At 46.0% G+C, this 15,456-nt stretch carries 11 protein-coding genes and 1 tRNA gene; 4 read left to right on the top strand and 8 right to left on the bottom strand.

Annotated features, from left to right (window positions below; translation table 11 throughout):
- Window positions 1-64 precede the first annotated feature (64 nt).
- Genes ACLIIY_RS23680 through ACLIIY_RS23670 form a run of 3 tightly spaced genes read left to right on the top strand, consistent with a single transcriptional unit; the run spans window position 65 to window position 6,757 of the window.
- A complete protein-coding gene (locus tag ACLIIY_RS23680; protein WP_434528621.1) occupies window positions 65-2,122 on the top strand; it encodes a hypothetical protein in 2,058 nt (685 codons plus the stop codon).
- A gap of 19 nt (window positions 2,123-2,141) precedes the next feature.
- Window positions 2,142-3,194 carry a response regulator gene (locus ACLIIY_RS23675; protein ID WP_020197073.1) on the top strand — a complete coding sequence of 351 codons (1,053 nt, stop codon included), beginning with the start codon at window positions 2,142-2,144 and terminating at the stop codon, window positions 3,192-3,194.
- Entirely contained in the window at window positions 3,194-6,757 is a 3,564-nt protein-coding gene (locus ACLIIY_RS23670; protein WP_434528620.1) for a response regulator, read from the top strand. The genes ACLIIY_RS23675 and ACLIIY_RS23670 overlap by 1 nt, the downstream gene beginning before the upstream one ends.
- Before the next feature lie 82 nt (window positions 6,758-6,839).
- Here the strand turns inward: ACLIIY_RS23670 and ACLIIY_RS23665 are convergent, their stop codons facing one another.
- Window positions 6,840-7,358 carry a DUF4136 domain-containing protein gene (locus tag ACLIIY_RS23665; protein ID WP_005435718.1) on the bottom strand — a complete coding sequence of 173 codons (519 nt, stop codon included), beginning with the start codon at window positions 7,356-7,358 and terminating at the stop codon, window positions 6,840-6,842.
- 328 nt (window positions 7,359-7,686) lie between these two features.
- Here ACLIIY_RS23665 and ACLIIY_RS23660 point away from each other — a divergent pair.
- Window positions 7,687-7,761: transfer RNA gene (locus ACLIIY_RS23660), tRNA-Gly, on the top strand.
- Between the two features lie 186 nt (window positions 7,762-7,947).
- On the opposite strand, the gene ACLIIY_RS23655 is transcribed toward ACLIIY_RS23660, so the two are convergent.
- The 7 genes from ACLIIY_RS23655 to ACLIIY_RS23625 all read right to left on the bottom strand — a co-directional run bounded on the left by ACLIIY_RS23655 (window position 7,948) and on the right by ACLIIY_RS23625 (window position 15,368).
- A complete protein-coding gene (locus ACLIIY_RS23655; RefSeq protein ID WP_032801934.1) occupies window positions 7,948-8,355 on the bottom strand; it encodes a hypothetical protein in 408 nt (135 codons plus the stop codon).
- Window positions 8,356-8,458: 103 nt separating this feature from the next.
- Complete coding sequence (locus tag ACLIIY_RS23650; protein ID WP_334439429.1) at window positions 8,459-9,316, bottom strand: sterol desaturase family protein; 858 nt, start codon at window positions 9,314-9,316, stop codon at window positions 8,459-8,461.
- Between the two features lie 9 nt (window positions 9,317-9,325).
- Window positions 9,326-10,336 carry a DUF2804 domain-containing protein gene (locus ACLIIY_RS23645; protein ID WP_434528619.1) on the bottom strand — a complete coding sequence of 337 codons (1,011 nt, stop codon included), beginning with the start codon at window positions 10,334-10,336 and terminating at the stop codon, window positions 9,326-9,328.
- Window positions 10,337-10,487: 151 nt separating this feature from the next.
- On the bottom strand, window positions 10,488-11,369 hold the full coding sequence (locus ACLIIY_RS23640) for a LysR family transcriptional regulator (protein ID WP_009704115.1): 882 nt from the start codon (window positions 11,367-11,369) through the stop codon (window positions 10,488-10,490).
- 76 nt (window positions 11,370-11,445) lie between these two features.
- On the bottom strand, window positions 11,446-11,913 hold the full coding sequence (locus tag ACLIIY_RS23635; protein ID WP_434528618.1) for an OsmC family protein: 468 nt from the start codon (window positions 11,911-11,913) through the stop codon (window positions 11,446-11,448).
- Between the two features lie 121 nt (window positions 11,914-12,034).
- Entirely contained in the window at window positions 12,035-14,398 is a 2,364-nt protein-coding gene (locus tag ACLIIY_RS23630; protein WP_434528617.1) for an ATP-binding protein, read from the bottom strand.
- A complete protein-coding gene (locus ACLIIY_RS23625; RefSeq protein WP_434528616.1) occupies window positions 14,391-15,368 on the bottom strand; it encodes a cytochrome-c peroxidase in 978 nt (325 codons plus the stop codon). The genes ACLIIY_RS23630 and ACLIIY_RS23625 overlap by 8 nt, the downstream gene beginning before the upstream one ends.
- Between the last annotated feature and the right edge of the window lie 88 nt (window positions 15,369-15,456).

Raw genomic sequence — 15,456 nt, 5'->3', positions numbered from 1 at the left:
GCTAAAGGCTAGTGCAATTAAAAACGAATCCAGTCGCTTATAAGTTCACAACTCGGAATCATTTATGAAAGCACTTTTATTGTTAGTCACATGCTCAACGCTTTTTCTTACTGCTTGTAACGACACCGAAACAGGCACGGAGCTAGTTACCCCACCGCAACAGCAAGAAGTTGAACTGCCGAAGAAACCGAATGTAGAACCGACACCAGACCCAATTCAACCGCCAGAAAGTGAGAAACCACCACTTCCACCCGTTGATACGCCTCCAATTTTGCCACCAAAGGCCGAACCGAAACCTGATCCGGTGCCAGAAAAGCAACCTGACCAAAACCAAGACAAACAGCCTGACGAGAATACAACGCAGCAACCTGATCAAAACCAGGACAAGCAACCTGAACCGCCAGTCATAGCGCCAGACCCAACACCTGTGCCTGTGCCGCCAAGTGCCTTTACCTTAACCGCGCCAACTGCCGTGAGTGGGAAAACGTTCTTGTTTCAGTGGCAAACCAGTCAAAACGCTGATGAGTACACCTTGTGCCGAAAAAACACGATAGCAACGGACAACTGCGACGTCTTGTCTACTGGATTAACCGAGACCAATAAACAAGTTGAGCTCAACAGTTTGTTATCAACTAACGAGACGTATTTCGTGGTGGCTAGTAACAAAGATGGTAGCCAGAAAAGTAACGAAGTATCGATTGAACCAAGCGCTTTGTTGAATTCTATTGGCTTGTTGAAAGCATCTAACACCGACAGTAACGACAACTACGGCAACGCTGTCGCGGTGAGTAATGATGGCTCGACTATCGCAGTGAGTGCTTTCAAAGAGAGCGGCATAGTCAATGATCCTACTGTAAACAGTGCTGCCCTATCTGGAGCCGTATATGTTTATCGAAAAACAAACGGTATTTGGAATGAAGTTGCTTACCTTAAAGCGCCGAATGCTGATGACAAAGATGAGTTTGGTTACGCGATTGCTCTGAGCGGAGATGGCAACACGCTTGCTGTCAGTACGATAAACGAAGCCTCGTCTGCAACGGGTATCGATGGTAACCAGTTGGATAACCTAGCGCCTGCGTCCGGTGCTGTTTATCTATACGTTAACAGTGGGTCTTCTTGGCAATCGCAAGCTTACATTAAATCCTCAAACAGCAACCTTGTTGATTCATTTGGCTTCTCAGTATCACTGGATTCAGACGGTACGACGTTACTTGTTGGTGCGCCTGGAGAAAGCTCTTCAGCTCAGTCCATCAATGGTGACGAGACAGATAACACAGGCAGTTTGTCTGGTGCGGCCTACGTGTTTGAATTGCAAAACAACCAGTGGACGCAAACCGCGTACTTGAAGTCAACAAACTCAGACAAGCTTGACTCGTTCGGCTACGACGTGGCCCTAAGCGAAGACGGATTAACCGCGGTAGTAGGCTCACCGGGTGAAGATTCGAATACCACCAGCCTCAATGGTGACGAGATGGATAATAGCAGTGATAACTCAGGTGCGGCCTATGTCTTTGTTCATAACGGTACAACTTGGGCTCAAGATTCCTATTTAAAAGCCTTAAACTCGGATTCTGAAGACCAGCTTGGACACTCAGTCGACGTAAACTCAGATGGCACCGTGATAGCGATTGGCACTTTCAACGAAGCGTCTGACAGTGAGATAAACGGCAATGAATCAGACAACTCAGCTTCTGGCGCTGGAGCCGCTTACCTCTTCTACAAATCGCAAGCGGGTTGGCAACAAGAAGATTACATCAAAGCCGTTAACTCCGATGCTTCTGACCACTTCGGTTCCGATGTTCAACTGAGCAGCAATGGTAAAGCGCTTGTTGTTGGCGCCCCAAATGAAGCCTCATCTAGCCAAGGTTTGGATGGTGACGTGCAATTGAATGACGCAAGTGCAGCTGGTGCAGTTTATCTCTTTACCGATGTTGAAGGAACTTGGCAACAAACAGAATATATCAAATCCCGCAATACAGATGCTGGCGATGGATTTGGCAGCGCTATCGCGATCAGTGGTGATGGTAATACCTTGATCGTCGGTGCAAAAAACGAGGCGTCTGATGGGTCAGATTTCAACGACAACAGTAGCTCGGGTTCGGGCGCAGCTTACATCTACTAAACATATAAGGAGATGAACCATGCTAACGACTAAACCTACCGTGTTGGTCATTGACGATACACCCGAGCACATTCAGATCATCTCTAACGTGCTGAACGAAGAATACCAAGTCAAAGCTGCGATCAACGGTGAACGCGGCTTGCAAATTGCACTTCAAGAGCCAAAACCTGACCTCATCTTGCTCGACATTGTCATGCCGGAAATGAACGGCTTTGAGGTATGTAAGCGTTTGAAGTCGAACCCTTTGACTAGCGCGATTCCGGTCATGTTTTTAACCGCGCAATCCGATGACGATGATGAACAGTTCGGCTTTGATATTGGCGCGGTGGATTACATCACCAAACCGATTAGCCCAGCCATACTTCGAGTAAGAGTACGATCACAACTACTGGCTTACAGTAAAAGCCGAATGCTAGCAGCTCAAGTCAAAGAAAAAACCGCCCTTCTTGCTCGAAACCAACTCGAGATCATCAACTGCTTAGCAAGGGCTGGCGAGTACAAAGACAACGAAACAGGCATGCACGTGATTCGAATGAGCCACTATAGCCGATTGCTTGCAGAAGCCATTGGCGCTGATGAAGAATGGTGTGAACTGCTTTTTACCGCCGCCCCTATGCATGACATCGGAAAAATAGGAACGCCCGATGCTGTACTACTCAAGCCCTCTCGACTTGATGAAGATGAATGGGAAGAGATGCAACGACACGTGGAATATGGTTATGAGATCCTCGGCAAGCACGATTCTCCTCTCCTTAACCTTGCGAGAGAAGTCGTCATCGCGCATCACGAGAAGTGGGATGGAAGCGGCTACCCGAAAGGTATTTCTGGGGAGCAGATTCCCCTTTCTGCTCGAATCGTTGCCATTGCAGACGTGTTCGACGCTTTAACCAGTGAACGACCTTATAAACGAGCATGGTCGATTCCCGAAGCATGCGCGCTTCTGACTAAGGAATCGGGTACCCACTTTGACCCAAAACTGGTGCCTGTTTTCATCTCTCTCATTCCTGAAATCAAAAAAATAATGGCGCGTTATTCGGATGTTGAGCCCCAAGCTTTGAGAGTTAACGCGTAATGACCAGGGAAGGCGAAAACAAAGTCTCGAAACAAGCAAAACGAACCCTGTTGAGTTTTGGGTTCGTTATTGCGCTGTTTTGTATCGTGGGCTTGTTCGCTGGTTTCAGTATCAATAAAACCTTTGGTTCAATAGAGAGGTACGGTCTCGCGGGGCAACTCTTGCTGGCACTTGATAACGCGAGATTATATGAGCTCACCTACACGCGCGATCGTCAGTTGGAAGACGCAGCTAAAGCAGAGCGTTTTATCGAAGAGACCAAAAAACTCGCGCAGAGCTTTGAAGAGAACTCAGTATCAAACGACCTCATCGATGACTCTTTACTTAGTTACGTAGAAGATTATCAAGAGCTCTTCACCCAATATAAAACCCTCACAGAACAACAAAAACAAAGCCTTTCTGTGATGGAAAAGGATGCGACAACCGTTGCCACACAAACCCGAGAGTTACAAAAACGCCTCGCTTCTAAAGTCGTATCAGACAAACAGGAAGAACTTCAAAACCGAGACATGATGGTTCGTGTGGCCGAGCACGAATCACTCAGCTACGAGATAAACTTAACCGCCCAGTCCATTCGCTCTGCGAGTCTAGAGTTTCTTCTATTCGGCAGAGACAGGGACCTCAACGATGCCATCAAGTACACGGACGAGCTTGAACAGCTTACAGAAACGCTCTCTGAAGCGCTGCACAACAAATACGAATTAACCCTCGTTCAAGCGCTGAAGAACTCGCAAAAGCATTATTCATCAGCCTTAAGCTTGGTAAATCAAAGCGCAGACAACGAAGCCACATCTAAAAACCTGAGATCCTCTTCTGAACAACTCGCTCGGAGCGTTGATGCATTGCGTGAACGCATCAGGCAGGACCTGATTCAAGCGCAAGCCAATGTTGCCAACCTAGAAAGTGACATGAACATGAGCCTTGAAGCAGGCATCCAAGCGACGCTACTTAAACAATCAGTCGGAAAGGCGAGACAAGCAGATCGCGACTTCATGATCTCGACTCGAGCCGAAGAAAAGGAAAAACACAAACTGATTGTGTTAGAGGCGTTAGCGAAAGCACAAGCACACACACGTAGCATCCAATCTTTTTTGGTTGAAGAGAGCAATAATGCGCTGTTTGAATCTGTGCCTAGCTCTATTGAGGCTTATAAGCTGCACTTTTTAGATGTCGTCGAGGTATCCCAACAACTGAACGACATTGCAGGCAAAATGGTCATGGCCGCGACCAAAGCAGACGACCAGCTTGATCATTTAAGAGAGCTGCGTTTTGCCGAGGTGTCGCAATTCAAACAAGTGTCGCAATATCTCATTTATTCGGCGTTCGTGTTCATTTTGGCGATCATCTTACTCGCCTATACCATGCGCCGATCCCAAATCGAACTTCAGGCGATGGCGGCGACATTGCAAGAAGCACGTGATGATGCCGAATCTGCCAATCAAGCCAAATCGAGCTTCCTAGCCAACATGAGTCATGAAATCAGAACGCCGATGAATGCCATCATAGGAATGAGTCATCTTGTTCTTGAATCAGAGCTCAATAAACATCAAAAGAACTACATTGAGAAGGTACATCGCTCAGCGAAATCCTTGTTGCGATTGTTGAATGACATATTGGACTTTTCGAAAGTAGAAGCAGGAAAACTAGAGCTCGAACGTACGCCCTTCTCTCTCGATGAATTACTCGATCAAGCCATCGATATTTTGTCCGTCAAATCACAGGATAAATCTCTCGACCTCTTGCTCTCCGTCGATCAGAACTTACCGCAAACCTTGATAGGCGACCCTTACCGCGTCAAACAAATCATCCTCAACTTAGGGTTTAATGCCATCAAGTTTACTCACCAAGGCAAAGTCACATTGCGTTTGAATTTACTCCGCAAAACCAAGCAATACAGTACTTTGGAGTTAATTGTCGAGGATGAGGGTATCGGCATGACACCAGGGCAGATCAACAAGCTGTTTAATAGTTTCTCTCAAGCAGACACTTCAACAACGCGCAAATACGGCGGGTCAGGGCTCGGTTTGGCCATTACGAAAAACATCATAGACTTGATGAAGGGGACAATCTCAGTGACCAGTGCGCTAGGAAAAGGCTCAACGTTTAAAGTTCAATTCGAACTCGAATATTGCAATGAAGACGTTCCGTGTCCAAACTTCGAACACGTGCCTAACCGCGCGTTTTTGATCGATGCTTGTAAAGAGTCTCGCCTGCTTATACAAGGTCAATTGCAACAACTGAATATCCAATGTGAGGACTTCGCTGACCTAAAAGACATGATAGATTCTGAACTTAAGCTCCCTCCACTCCTTTTAGTCACCCTGCCCGCCCAATCCCACTTAATTACCAAGATGCTCTCTCAGCTTCGGAACCTTGAAGTGCCGAATAGCAAAGTGCTTTTGGTCACTAATACCAGTGTTGCGCACGTACTACACCAACTGGATTCTATTGACCTCAAATACGATGAACTACTCAGAAAACCTTTCACAACCACAGTGCTTTCTGAGTGCTTGGACACCCTTTTCCAAAGTGAGAGTGAAGCACCTTCTCCTACCACAACAAGCTCAGGCTCAAGATTGGCGAAAAAACGAATTCTTGTTGTTGAAGACCATCGAATTAACCAAGAGTTAGTGCGAGATGTTCTAGTCAATGTGGGCTGCGTTGTGCAAATTGCCAACCACGGTAAAGAAGCCTTAGAACTTTTGGTTAAACACAACTTCGATGCCGTCTTAATGGATTGTCAGATGCCAATTATGGATGGATATCAGGCGACCCAAAACATCCGACAGAAGCTAAAGCTTACCGAGTTGCCAATTATCGCATTAACGGCCAATACCCTAGCTGAAGATGAGAAAAAAGCCCTCGATGCAGGCATGAATTGTGTGCTGCATAAACCCATAGATATTCCATTGCTGAAATCGACATTAGCGAAGCTGCTGTGTACTGATAGCGGCGATAGTCTTGAGACACAAGCGCCTACAAATGAGATGCCAATTGCCATCAAAGAAGCGCTTTCTCAAATACCTGAACTGAATATTGAACAAGGCATCAGAGTCACTGCAGGAAATGGCACGCTGTATCTGTCGGTACTACAAAAGTTTGCTCACCAATACAAATCGTTTAGCTTCGATGAAATGAGTACTAACGAGGTAGGCAGAGCCATTCATACCATCAAAGGGCTCAGTGGCAGTGTCGGACTCAAGCAAATTCAAGCACTATGCACGCAATTGGAAAAAGAGAACGTCAGTGCAAAAGACAAAGCACTTCTTGCCCAGTCTTTATCGAGCGTCTGTGCTCAGGTGTTGTCAGCCATTGAAAGCAATACAAAAGAAAACCCCGTTCATATTGACGAATCATTCAATCCAGAGACGTTCGAAATGTTGAAACGCCTACTGCTTAATGATGACACCGAGGTGCTTAATCACTTGAGTAGCGTTCATAGCGGCAAACAACTCGGATTGGCGGCCTCTTGTTTCGATAAATTTAAAAGAGCAACGGAACAATATGATTTCTCTCTCGCGCTTGAAATCCTCAATACATCCGATGGTTTGAGTAACTCATGAGGGAGTAATGATGAAACCCACGATCAAAATAGCCCCGTTCGACTCATGCCGGACGAGGCTATTAGTCCGTGCTTGAGCCGAGCTATTTCTTACCGTAAGGGTAGTTTTCAAACATCTTCATCACTTCTTCCGAGATTAGCTCTTCACGCTTTTCCGTACTCATTGATTCGGTTAACTTGCGGCTAGAAACACCCTTCCACACCACTTGATTGGCTTTGGTGTCGACAAGTTCAACAACAAGCTTGCCATACTTCTTCTCTTTATAGCGCTCAGGGCTAGAAGTGATCACGCCAAAGCTGTTCCATCCGTAACCAACACTAAAGCTAGAACCCGATGACACCAATTCAGACTCTTTGATGATGTCGTGATGCACATAAAGGTCACCGCCACTTTGCACGCGCGACAGTCCTTTTGATTCCAGTTGAGCAGCCAATCCCTGTTCGATTCTTCGTGCGTCCAAACTGGTTGGGGTTTCAGACTGCTCACCAAAATCAAACGTTTTGTAGGATGAGAAATCCGCTTGCTTGTCGACGTCTGTCGTCACCGTTGTACAAGCCGTTACCGAGATAGCAAACAGTGTTGCCAGTAAACCTTTCCACATACCCTTTCTCCTCTGTCTTATCGTGCCGGTCTCTCTCGGCAAATGGTGGTATTCGTTTTTACGTGTGTGGGAAAAAATTGAATCATTTCAACATTTAGTCTTGACCATGAATGCCAAGTGTTCAAATTCAAGACGCGAGAGAGACGAAGAACAGAGTAATTAACTGCTTGAGAAAGGAAACGGATCGATATTTGGAGTTACCCATCGCCAACGTCATCGTGCGCTTTTTGAGCGAATTGGTATTTATTTGCTCATTAAGCAACTCATTGAGCAAAAAAGACTTTTCTTTTGAATTTAATCTGGCATATTGAATAAGTCCTATCGATGCGCGGGCATCGTATAATGGCTATTACCTCAGCCTTCCAAGCTGATGATGCGGGTTCGATTCCCGCTGCCCGCTCCAAGCTTTCCCTTAAGCTAATCTTTTTCTCAGATTTCCCAAATCTATCCTTTAAATTCTTACTTCACTGCTATCACGCTGTGGCTGTAATCGATCTCTTGTATTTGCTACCTCAAACTGCAGGCATAAAAAAGCCCCTGCAAAATACAGGGGCGTGTCTTCGTTATAATGTTCCCCATATCTTTGGGGTTAATCCAACTGAAGTGTCGTGAACGTGTCGTTTTTCAGCCCGCCACCAGCGCGTTTCTTCATGGTGACTTCGACCGATCGCTTCCCTTCATTGACGCGATAACGTATGGCTTGAGCAAGGTATTTGTCATTTCGCTTCAAGTCTCTAGCGTCAATCTTTAACGTACGATTTTGACGATTTACCGTGCAGCGATAATCCCAATCATTTTTGCCATTTTTCAAAGCCAGCAAAATACGTTGACCTGACGTTCCCGCCGTTTTAATCCCGCGGGGCTGCTTATCTATCGCCAGTGCTAACCCTGCTTTACACAGCTGATCTGCACTAAAAGCAGGTGCTGCGTATGCGTACCCAGAGCCGAGCATAGCGGCGGTCATCGTTACAATTGAGAAAACTCGATTGAATGTCATCGTCCGTTCCTTAAAACTTACAAAACACCGTACGCATTAAAGCAACATTACCGGATGCTGTCAAGAATAAATGGTATGGCGTTTAGTTAATCATAAGAAACGTCTATTCCAGGGTGTCGGACGGAGGTGCAAACAAACACCGCCAGCGCTGACGCCAAGATAAGTTTGGACGAGTCACTTCTTTGAACATGTCTTTCCATTCCGCAAAGGTCACGGTAATAGGATTAAAGCTGTTAACAGGTTTTGAGATGCCATAACGAACCGTTTCAACTTCTGGCTCGAATGTACCGAACATGCGGTCCCAGATGATCAGCACACCAGCGTAATTCTTATCGATATATTGAGGATTCACACCATGATGAACTCGGTGATGAGATGGCGTATTGAAGACCCATTCTAAAGGGCCAAGAGAACGAATCGATTGGGTATGAACAAAGAATTGCAGGCCAAGATTGAGCAGAACAACAAACACCACCCATTTAGGGTCAAAACCAATAATGACAAGTGGCAACCAGAATAACCACATACCTGCCAATGGGTACATTAGGCTTTGACGAAATGCGGTACTGAAGTTCATACGCTCAGAACTGTGATGCACCACATGTGCCGCCCACATCCAACGGATACGATGGCTTGCTCGGTGGAACCAGTAATAGAAAAAGTCTTGCAAGACCATTAGCAGTAGGAAGGTAGAAACCGTCATCTCGATATCAAACAAACGCCAACCAAACCACCATAAGTACAGCTTGGCGATAAGCAACCCTGTTAAGATATCTGTCGCTTGATGAAGCCCAGCCAAGACAAAGTTACACACCACTTCGGGTAAGTAATATCGGGCGCTCTCCGGTAATCTTCCGCCACGCTGTCCAAACCAATATTCTGCTGCAATGCAGAGAAAGAATATTGGCGCGAGCAACATCAACAATAAATCAGGATGTTCCGTAATTTGTGACCATTCCATAGTCCGTTCCTACCATTTCGCGTAGTGATCTTCGGTGAGTCCCATCACCTCTTCAAGTTCGTGTTTAATGCCATTGCCATCAATCAAATAGCCAGAAAAATAACCGACAAACTGACGAAAGTTACTCTTCAAAAACCAGAAGTTCTTTTTCTCTGAGCGCTGATTTTTAGGTTTGAAGATCAAGTCGATGCGCTTGTCTTGTGAAGTAATTCGCCATGACGCTTCTTGATGGAGGCGAGAAAATTCGAATTGGACAGGTGGCATCAAATGCCGTTCGCCATCAATCCAAATCACGTTTTCACAATGTCCGGTTTCGTTGACTCCAGCAGCAAAGTTCAGCCCTATCCGTTTGTCTTCACTGTAATGATTAATGCTCGCCCATCGCCAACTGGTTTCCCGTCGCATATACCCGGCAGAGAAGTCATACCCAGCGACTGCGTTGGTTAAATCTTGTGGTTGCCCTTTCACACTCATTTCACCTTGAACAGCGAGCGCGTTGTGTTTTTGGGTGTAGGTCCAACCGGAATACGCGGTTGGCGTGCAGAGCATCAAAGGCAAGCTTTCTGACTCAGGTTTTAACCTCAAATCAGCTTGAATAAGGTCTGTTGAAAGCTGTATGTGCCAGAGTCCATGTTCAATCTTGAATTGAATGGCATCGTTAGCGAGATAAGCGTGGCTGTTCCAGCTAGAAGGTTGTGTTTGATAACCCATGTTGAGCGGCTTTAGCCATTGCTGCTCCACCAGTTCATGGGTTTCTGTATCAAACACATAGCAAAAGCCAGACGCCAAATAGCGAATATCGGCAATCGCAACACCAATGATGTATTTCTCTGTCACGATCGAGACGAACTGGAACTGCTTATAGTCGAATCGCTTTCGCCAACTCGATGCAGGCTGGTCCATCTCATTAAGATACTGAAACGCATCCAACTGAAGCGATTCGGGAATCGATGCTAAATGACCAAATTGAGGTAATCCATTCGCTTGAATGAAGGGATTCAAAGGCGTTTGCACATCCATGCTCGCTATTAATCAATGACACACCATTCGATATTAACATTAATTTAACAACAAACAGTTTGCGCCACTGCACAACATTGGTTCAGTTCTCGGCTTCAAATGGAATAAAATGTGAAACCAGTCACTCATATTCAAACCATTGAACGGTTAATTAGAGCTTTAACTTGGGTTGGATGAAATCAAGGAAAGCAGAAATACGCAATGAGACAGATGAAGATTTGTAATAAACCGCGTTGATCTGTTCACGACCGGTATTAGTGATTTTGTCTGATTCCAATATCGGCACCAAGCGCCCCTCTTCCATGTCTTTACGCACCATAAAACCGGACAAACACGCAATGCCATTGCCTGCTAGCGCCAGTTGGCGAATGGTCTCACCGTTACTGGAAAGCAAATTTGGCTCTATCTCTGGTGCGCCTTTTAATGGCAGTTTGTTGAGGATCTTCGGCTCAGTGAATCCGATAATGTCGTGATGAGCAAGGTCAGTTGGCTTTTGTGGAATCCCTCTGTGTTTGAGGTAATCCGGTGAGGCAACCAAATACAACTCACTCTTACCCAGCGCTCTTGCATGCAAAGTAGAATCAGACAGTTTACCGATACGAATCGCCACATCAGTGCGCTTTTCTAATAGATCAACGAAACCTTCGTTGGACGTCAGCTCCAATTCAATCTGCGGATAGGCTTCACGGAAAGGTTTGATCAGGTCAACAAGTTGATGGAAGACGAATGGACTTGCTGCATCCACACGCAGTGTCCCTTGAGGTGTTTCTCCTAACGAGAGAATGCACTCTTCCGCCTGCTGAATGTACTGCATTGCGGTGCGCACATGCTCGACAAATCGGCGACCTTCATCGGTTAACTCAACGCGGCGTGTGGTGCGGTTTAGTAAAGAGACGCCAAGCTGCTGTTCAAGACGACTGACTGAACGAGAAACTCTCGCCACTTGCACATCTAGTGCTTCTGCCGCAGCGGAAAAGCCACCACAGTCTACAACCGTTAATAGGATTTCTAGATCATCGGAACGCGTTAACATCGTCTTACCTCACTTTTGTTGCTGTAACCATAATTGAGGAGAGACTTTTGTCAATATTGAAATAATCTAAACGACGCTAATCGAGAATTTCGGTCACGACTTCGGTCTTTACGGAATTGGCGATAAAACAGTTCTCATGCGCCAGATGATGCATTTTTTCTAACTGTTCACGTGTCGGCTGTTTATCTCCAGAAAAAACGATGCGTGGTCTCAGCACAACTTTAGAAACCCACTCTTTGCCGTTTTCTCCTGCCGTCAGTTCCCCAATTGCTTCGTCCACGTACGAATCAATTACATAGCGACGCTTAGCGGCAAGAGAAAGGAAAACCAACATATGACAACTCGATAACGCAGCAATAAACGCTTCTTCTGGATCGACGTTTTCTTCTACCGAAAGTGGCAACGGGACAACTTGAGGAGATGGGGATGCCGGAACGGTAACGCCGCCGTCAAACTGCCAAACGTGCGCTCGACTGTATTGATTGTCGCTAAAGATTTCGTTGGCTTGGCGCTGCCATCGGATAACTGCGGTGTGTGTACTCATTACCATCCCTTGTGCTGTGGGGCTTTGCCTAATAAGGCGACTCTCCATAAATTAGAGCCCCAAGTAAACCACAGTACAAAGCATGCCCCAAGAGCAGGGATGAAATACGTGCGCTAAGCCATTAAATCACCTGATTTGTGTCTGCCTGTTGTTTGCGAGATTGGTCAATCAAACGTTGCCCTTGATGCACGTTCACCTGCAATCGGTTAATCAACTTCTGCAGTTGTTCAATATCCGGAATGTGTTTGTTTTTCACTTGGGTTTCAATTTCAAGCGCTTGATTTGCCAGCGTATCCAAACCTAAGTTGAGCGCCATGCCTTTGGTGGTATGTAAGGTACTGTGGAGCGCTTCAAGATCTTCCGCCATGAAGAATTCAATCAACTCGTCGACTGACTTCTCAAAGTCATTCACTATGCTTTCTAGTAAATCCACCAAGGCTTCTGGTTCCTGTTTGAGTATCTCGACGGTTTCTGAATGAGTCAGCTCCTCTTCAGTCAGTCTGAGCTTCTCAATCGGCTCACGATGCAACTGAACAATATTGTCAGCTTGCTCTGGTGCATCATCACCTTGGGTCGGCAAACGCGAGGCAAACTGCTTCAGTGCGTCAGCAAAACTCTCTCGTTGCAGCGGCTTGGTCAGTACATGGTCCGCCCCTGCTTCAATGAAGTTATCGTGCGCTTCTCTAAACACATCGGCGGTGTAGGCAAACAATAAGGTATTCACGCCAAGTTTTTCGCGGATAAAGCGGGTCGCCTCAACCCCATTCATCTCCGGCATATGATTATCCATAAGAATCAAGTCATATTGGTTCTCCTGCGCTTTCTTAGTCGCAATTAGACCATTCTCAGCAATCTCGACCGTATGCCCTAACTTCTCACAGAACCCTTTCGCCACAATCGCATTGACTCGGTTGTCTTCGGCGAGAAGAATATGCAGGTTACGTTTGTTTTCGCGCTGAACTTTGACTTTGGTATCCGCCGCTTTAGGCAACGCCTTCTCTTCCCAAGGTATTGGGAGTTCGACTAAAAACTGAGTACCAATGCTCTCAACACTCTTAAGCTTGACCTCACCACCCATCAATTCTGTTAGCTTTTTCACAATCGCTAAACCAAGCCCTGTGCCACCAAACTTACGTGTGGTGGAAGTATCTGCTTGCTCGAAGGAGTTGAAGATACGGTCTTGCTTGTCGGCTGGAATACCAATGCCCGTGTCGTTAATAGACAACAATAAGCGCTTTCTTGGTTCATCCAATTCCGCTCGAATCAGTACATGCCCATCACTGGTGAACTTGACCGCATTACCTGCAAGGTTAAACAGGATCTGCCGAATACGCGCACAGTCGCCATTAAACTCGATGTTTTCTGGTACTTCGTTCTCGACGTAAAGCTGAATGTTTTTCTCTTCGATTAAAGGCTGAATCGCACTACAAACTGGAGTGAGCACTTGGGGTAAATTGAATGGTGCGGCTTCAAGCTCCAACTTATTCTCTTCAACTTTGGAGAAATCCAAAATGTCATTAAGAATCGTCATCAGATGTTGACCAGAGTCCAAAATCACCTGCACGTGCTCCTTCGTCCCCTTCTCCTTAGTCTCACTGGCGATGATTTGCGAAATACCTAACACCCCATTCATTGGCGTTCTTAGCTCATGGCTCATGGTTGCTAAGAATTGTGACTTGGCTTTTGCCGCCCGCTCCGCTTTTTCTGTGGCTTCGGTTAAGTCGTCATTAAGGGTCTTTAATTTGTTCACACGGTGTTGAGTTTGCAACACAAATACCGCTACCAAAGAGATAATGGATAACAAAACAAACACCCACGTAAGTCTTGCTTCACGCTGAGCAATCTCTAAAAGTTGATGTTCCGAGTATTCAACAAATTCAAAGTAGTGACTCTCCAAAATCTTGTTGGTGAGCAACTCAATTTTGCGTTCGCTCTCTCGTAGTCGGTCAAGGAATAAGGCGATATTTTGACTTTGCGCGTTCTCCCCCTCTAGGGCGGCATTGGTCAAGAATTCAAAATAATGCTGTTCGAGCCAAGCATCTTCATTGGTGACTTCAAACTGCTGCTTATAAATGTTGTGCAGGGTGTGCATCTCATATTGATTTGCAACTTGAACGCCTACCAACATATCTAACGTCTGCGTCGCATCGCGTACCTTGCCATCAAATTGGGCGACGATGTTTTGCACGCGCGTTTTGGTTGGGGTGAAACTAAACCAAATGGATTGCTTAAAATCGGTACACAAATTCTCAGCGGCAATCTCTAATTCCACCAAGCTTTGGGTTATTTCGTAGTTCTTTCTCTCTTGCAGAGAATAACGATTCACGACACTGTCACGAGACTCAATCAAATGGTGACCAATCTCAGATAACGAAGCATGTAGCCCATGTGTGTTTTTGGAATTCACATGCGTCATGTACGCCAGCACCATCATTGCTGCAATAACGATGAAAAGAAAGGCGTTGAGTAATCGGAATTTATTCATTTTCAAACACCTCTAAAATCGCGGGTCTCGGCGCCGTTAACGTGTTTAAGAACGCTTCGATGTCTGCCACTTTGTCGTCACTCATGGTCACTCCCAGCTGGGTTTGCGACATGATCTGAATGGCTTCGGAGAGCTCATCAACTTGCCCGTTGTGGAAGTAAGGGCTGGTTTGCCCCACGTTACGTAAGCTCGCGACTCGGAAATAGTACTTATCCTCGCCATCCGTTGTTCTTAAGTGACGCCCTGTATCGAGGCTTTCATCTTGGGTTCGGAAGTAGGAAAAGCGCTGAATCATTGAACCACCGACATTCTTGCCTTGATGACACTGAACGCAACCGACTTGTTGAAACGTATTCCAACCCCGAATCGCTTGTTCGTCCAAAGTGTGAGAGTAGCCGAGTAAATAAGAATCAAAAGGCGCGCCTGGCGTTTGCAGTCCTCTAACGAACTCAACAATGGCACCTTTGATGTTGTTGACAGTGATCGCTCGATTGTCGGCTTGCTTAAATAAAGCTTGGTAAGAGGTATTCGACTGTACATATTGCTCTATATCCTGCCAGTTCGAATCCATCTCTAACGGGTTTTGAACCGGGCCATCGATTTGAGCCATCAAAGAGTTCGCCGTGCCGTCCCAGAGAAAACGATAATTTAAAGCCGCATTAAAAACAGTAATCGAGTTGCGGTTGCCGACACCATTCACGCCAGTAGAAACCGCGGTTGGTTCTGCACCGTTAGTTGAAAGATCATGGCAAGTTTCACAACTGATTGTCCCGTTGGAAGATAAGTTTGGGTCTCGGAACAAGTGCCAACCGACTCGAGCTAGATCCATGTCGATCTTAGGTTCGCCATCAATTGGTTGCACCAACTGAAAATTCACTTCGTCATCATGCGTTGCACCAGCGATAACCGAAGCGCTAAAACCTATCATCAAACATCCACATAACCCTTTTGTGGTAAGCCTTTTGTTCATAATTCTGGGTATCCTTACCTAGCCTCTTAATATGAACTTAGTTGCTTTTGCGTTTTTTTCCATTACGGCTCATGGGGATATTGAACTT

Source organism: Vibrio sp. K4 (assembly GCF_051122595.1).
Taxonomy (GTDB): Bacteria; Pseudomonadota; Gammaproteobacteria; order Enterobacterales; family Vibrionaceae; genus Vibrio; species Vibrio owensii.
The sequence above is the reverse complement of the archived record's forward strand: the minus strand, read 5'-3'. Positions and strand labels throughout refer to the sequence as shown.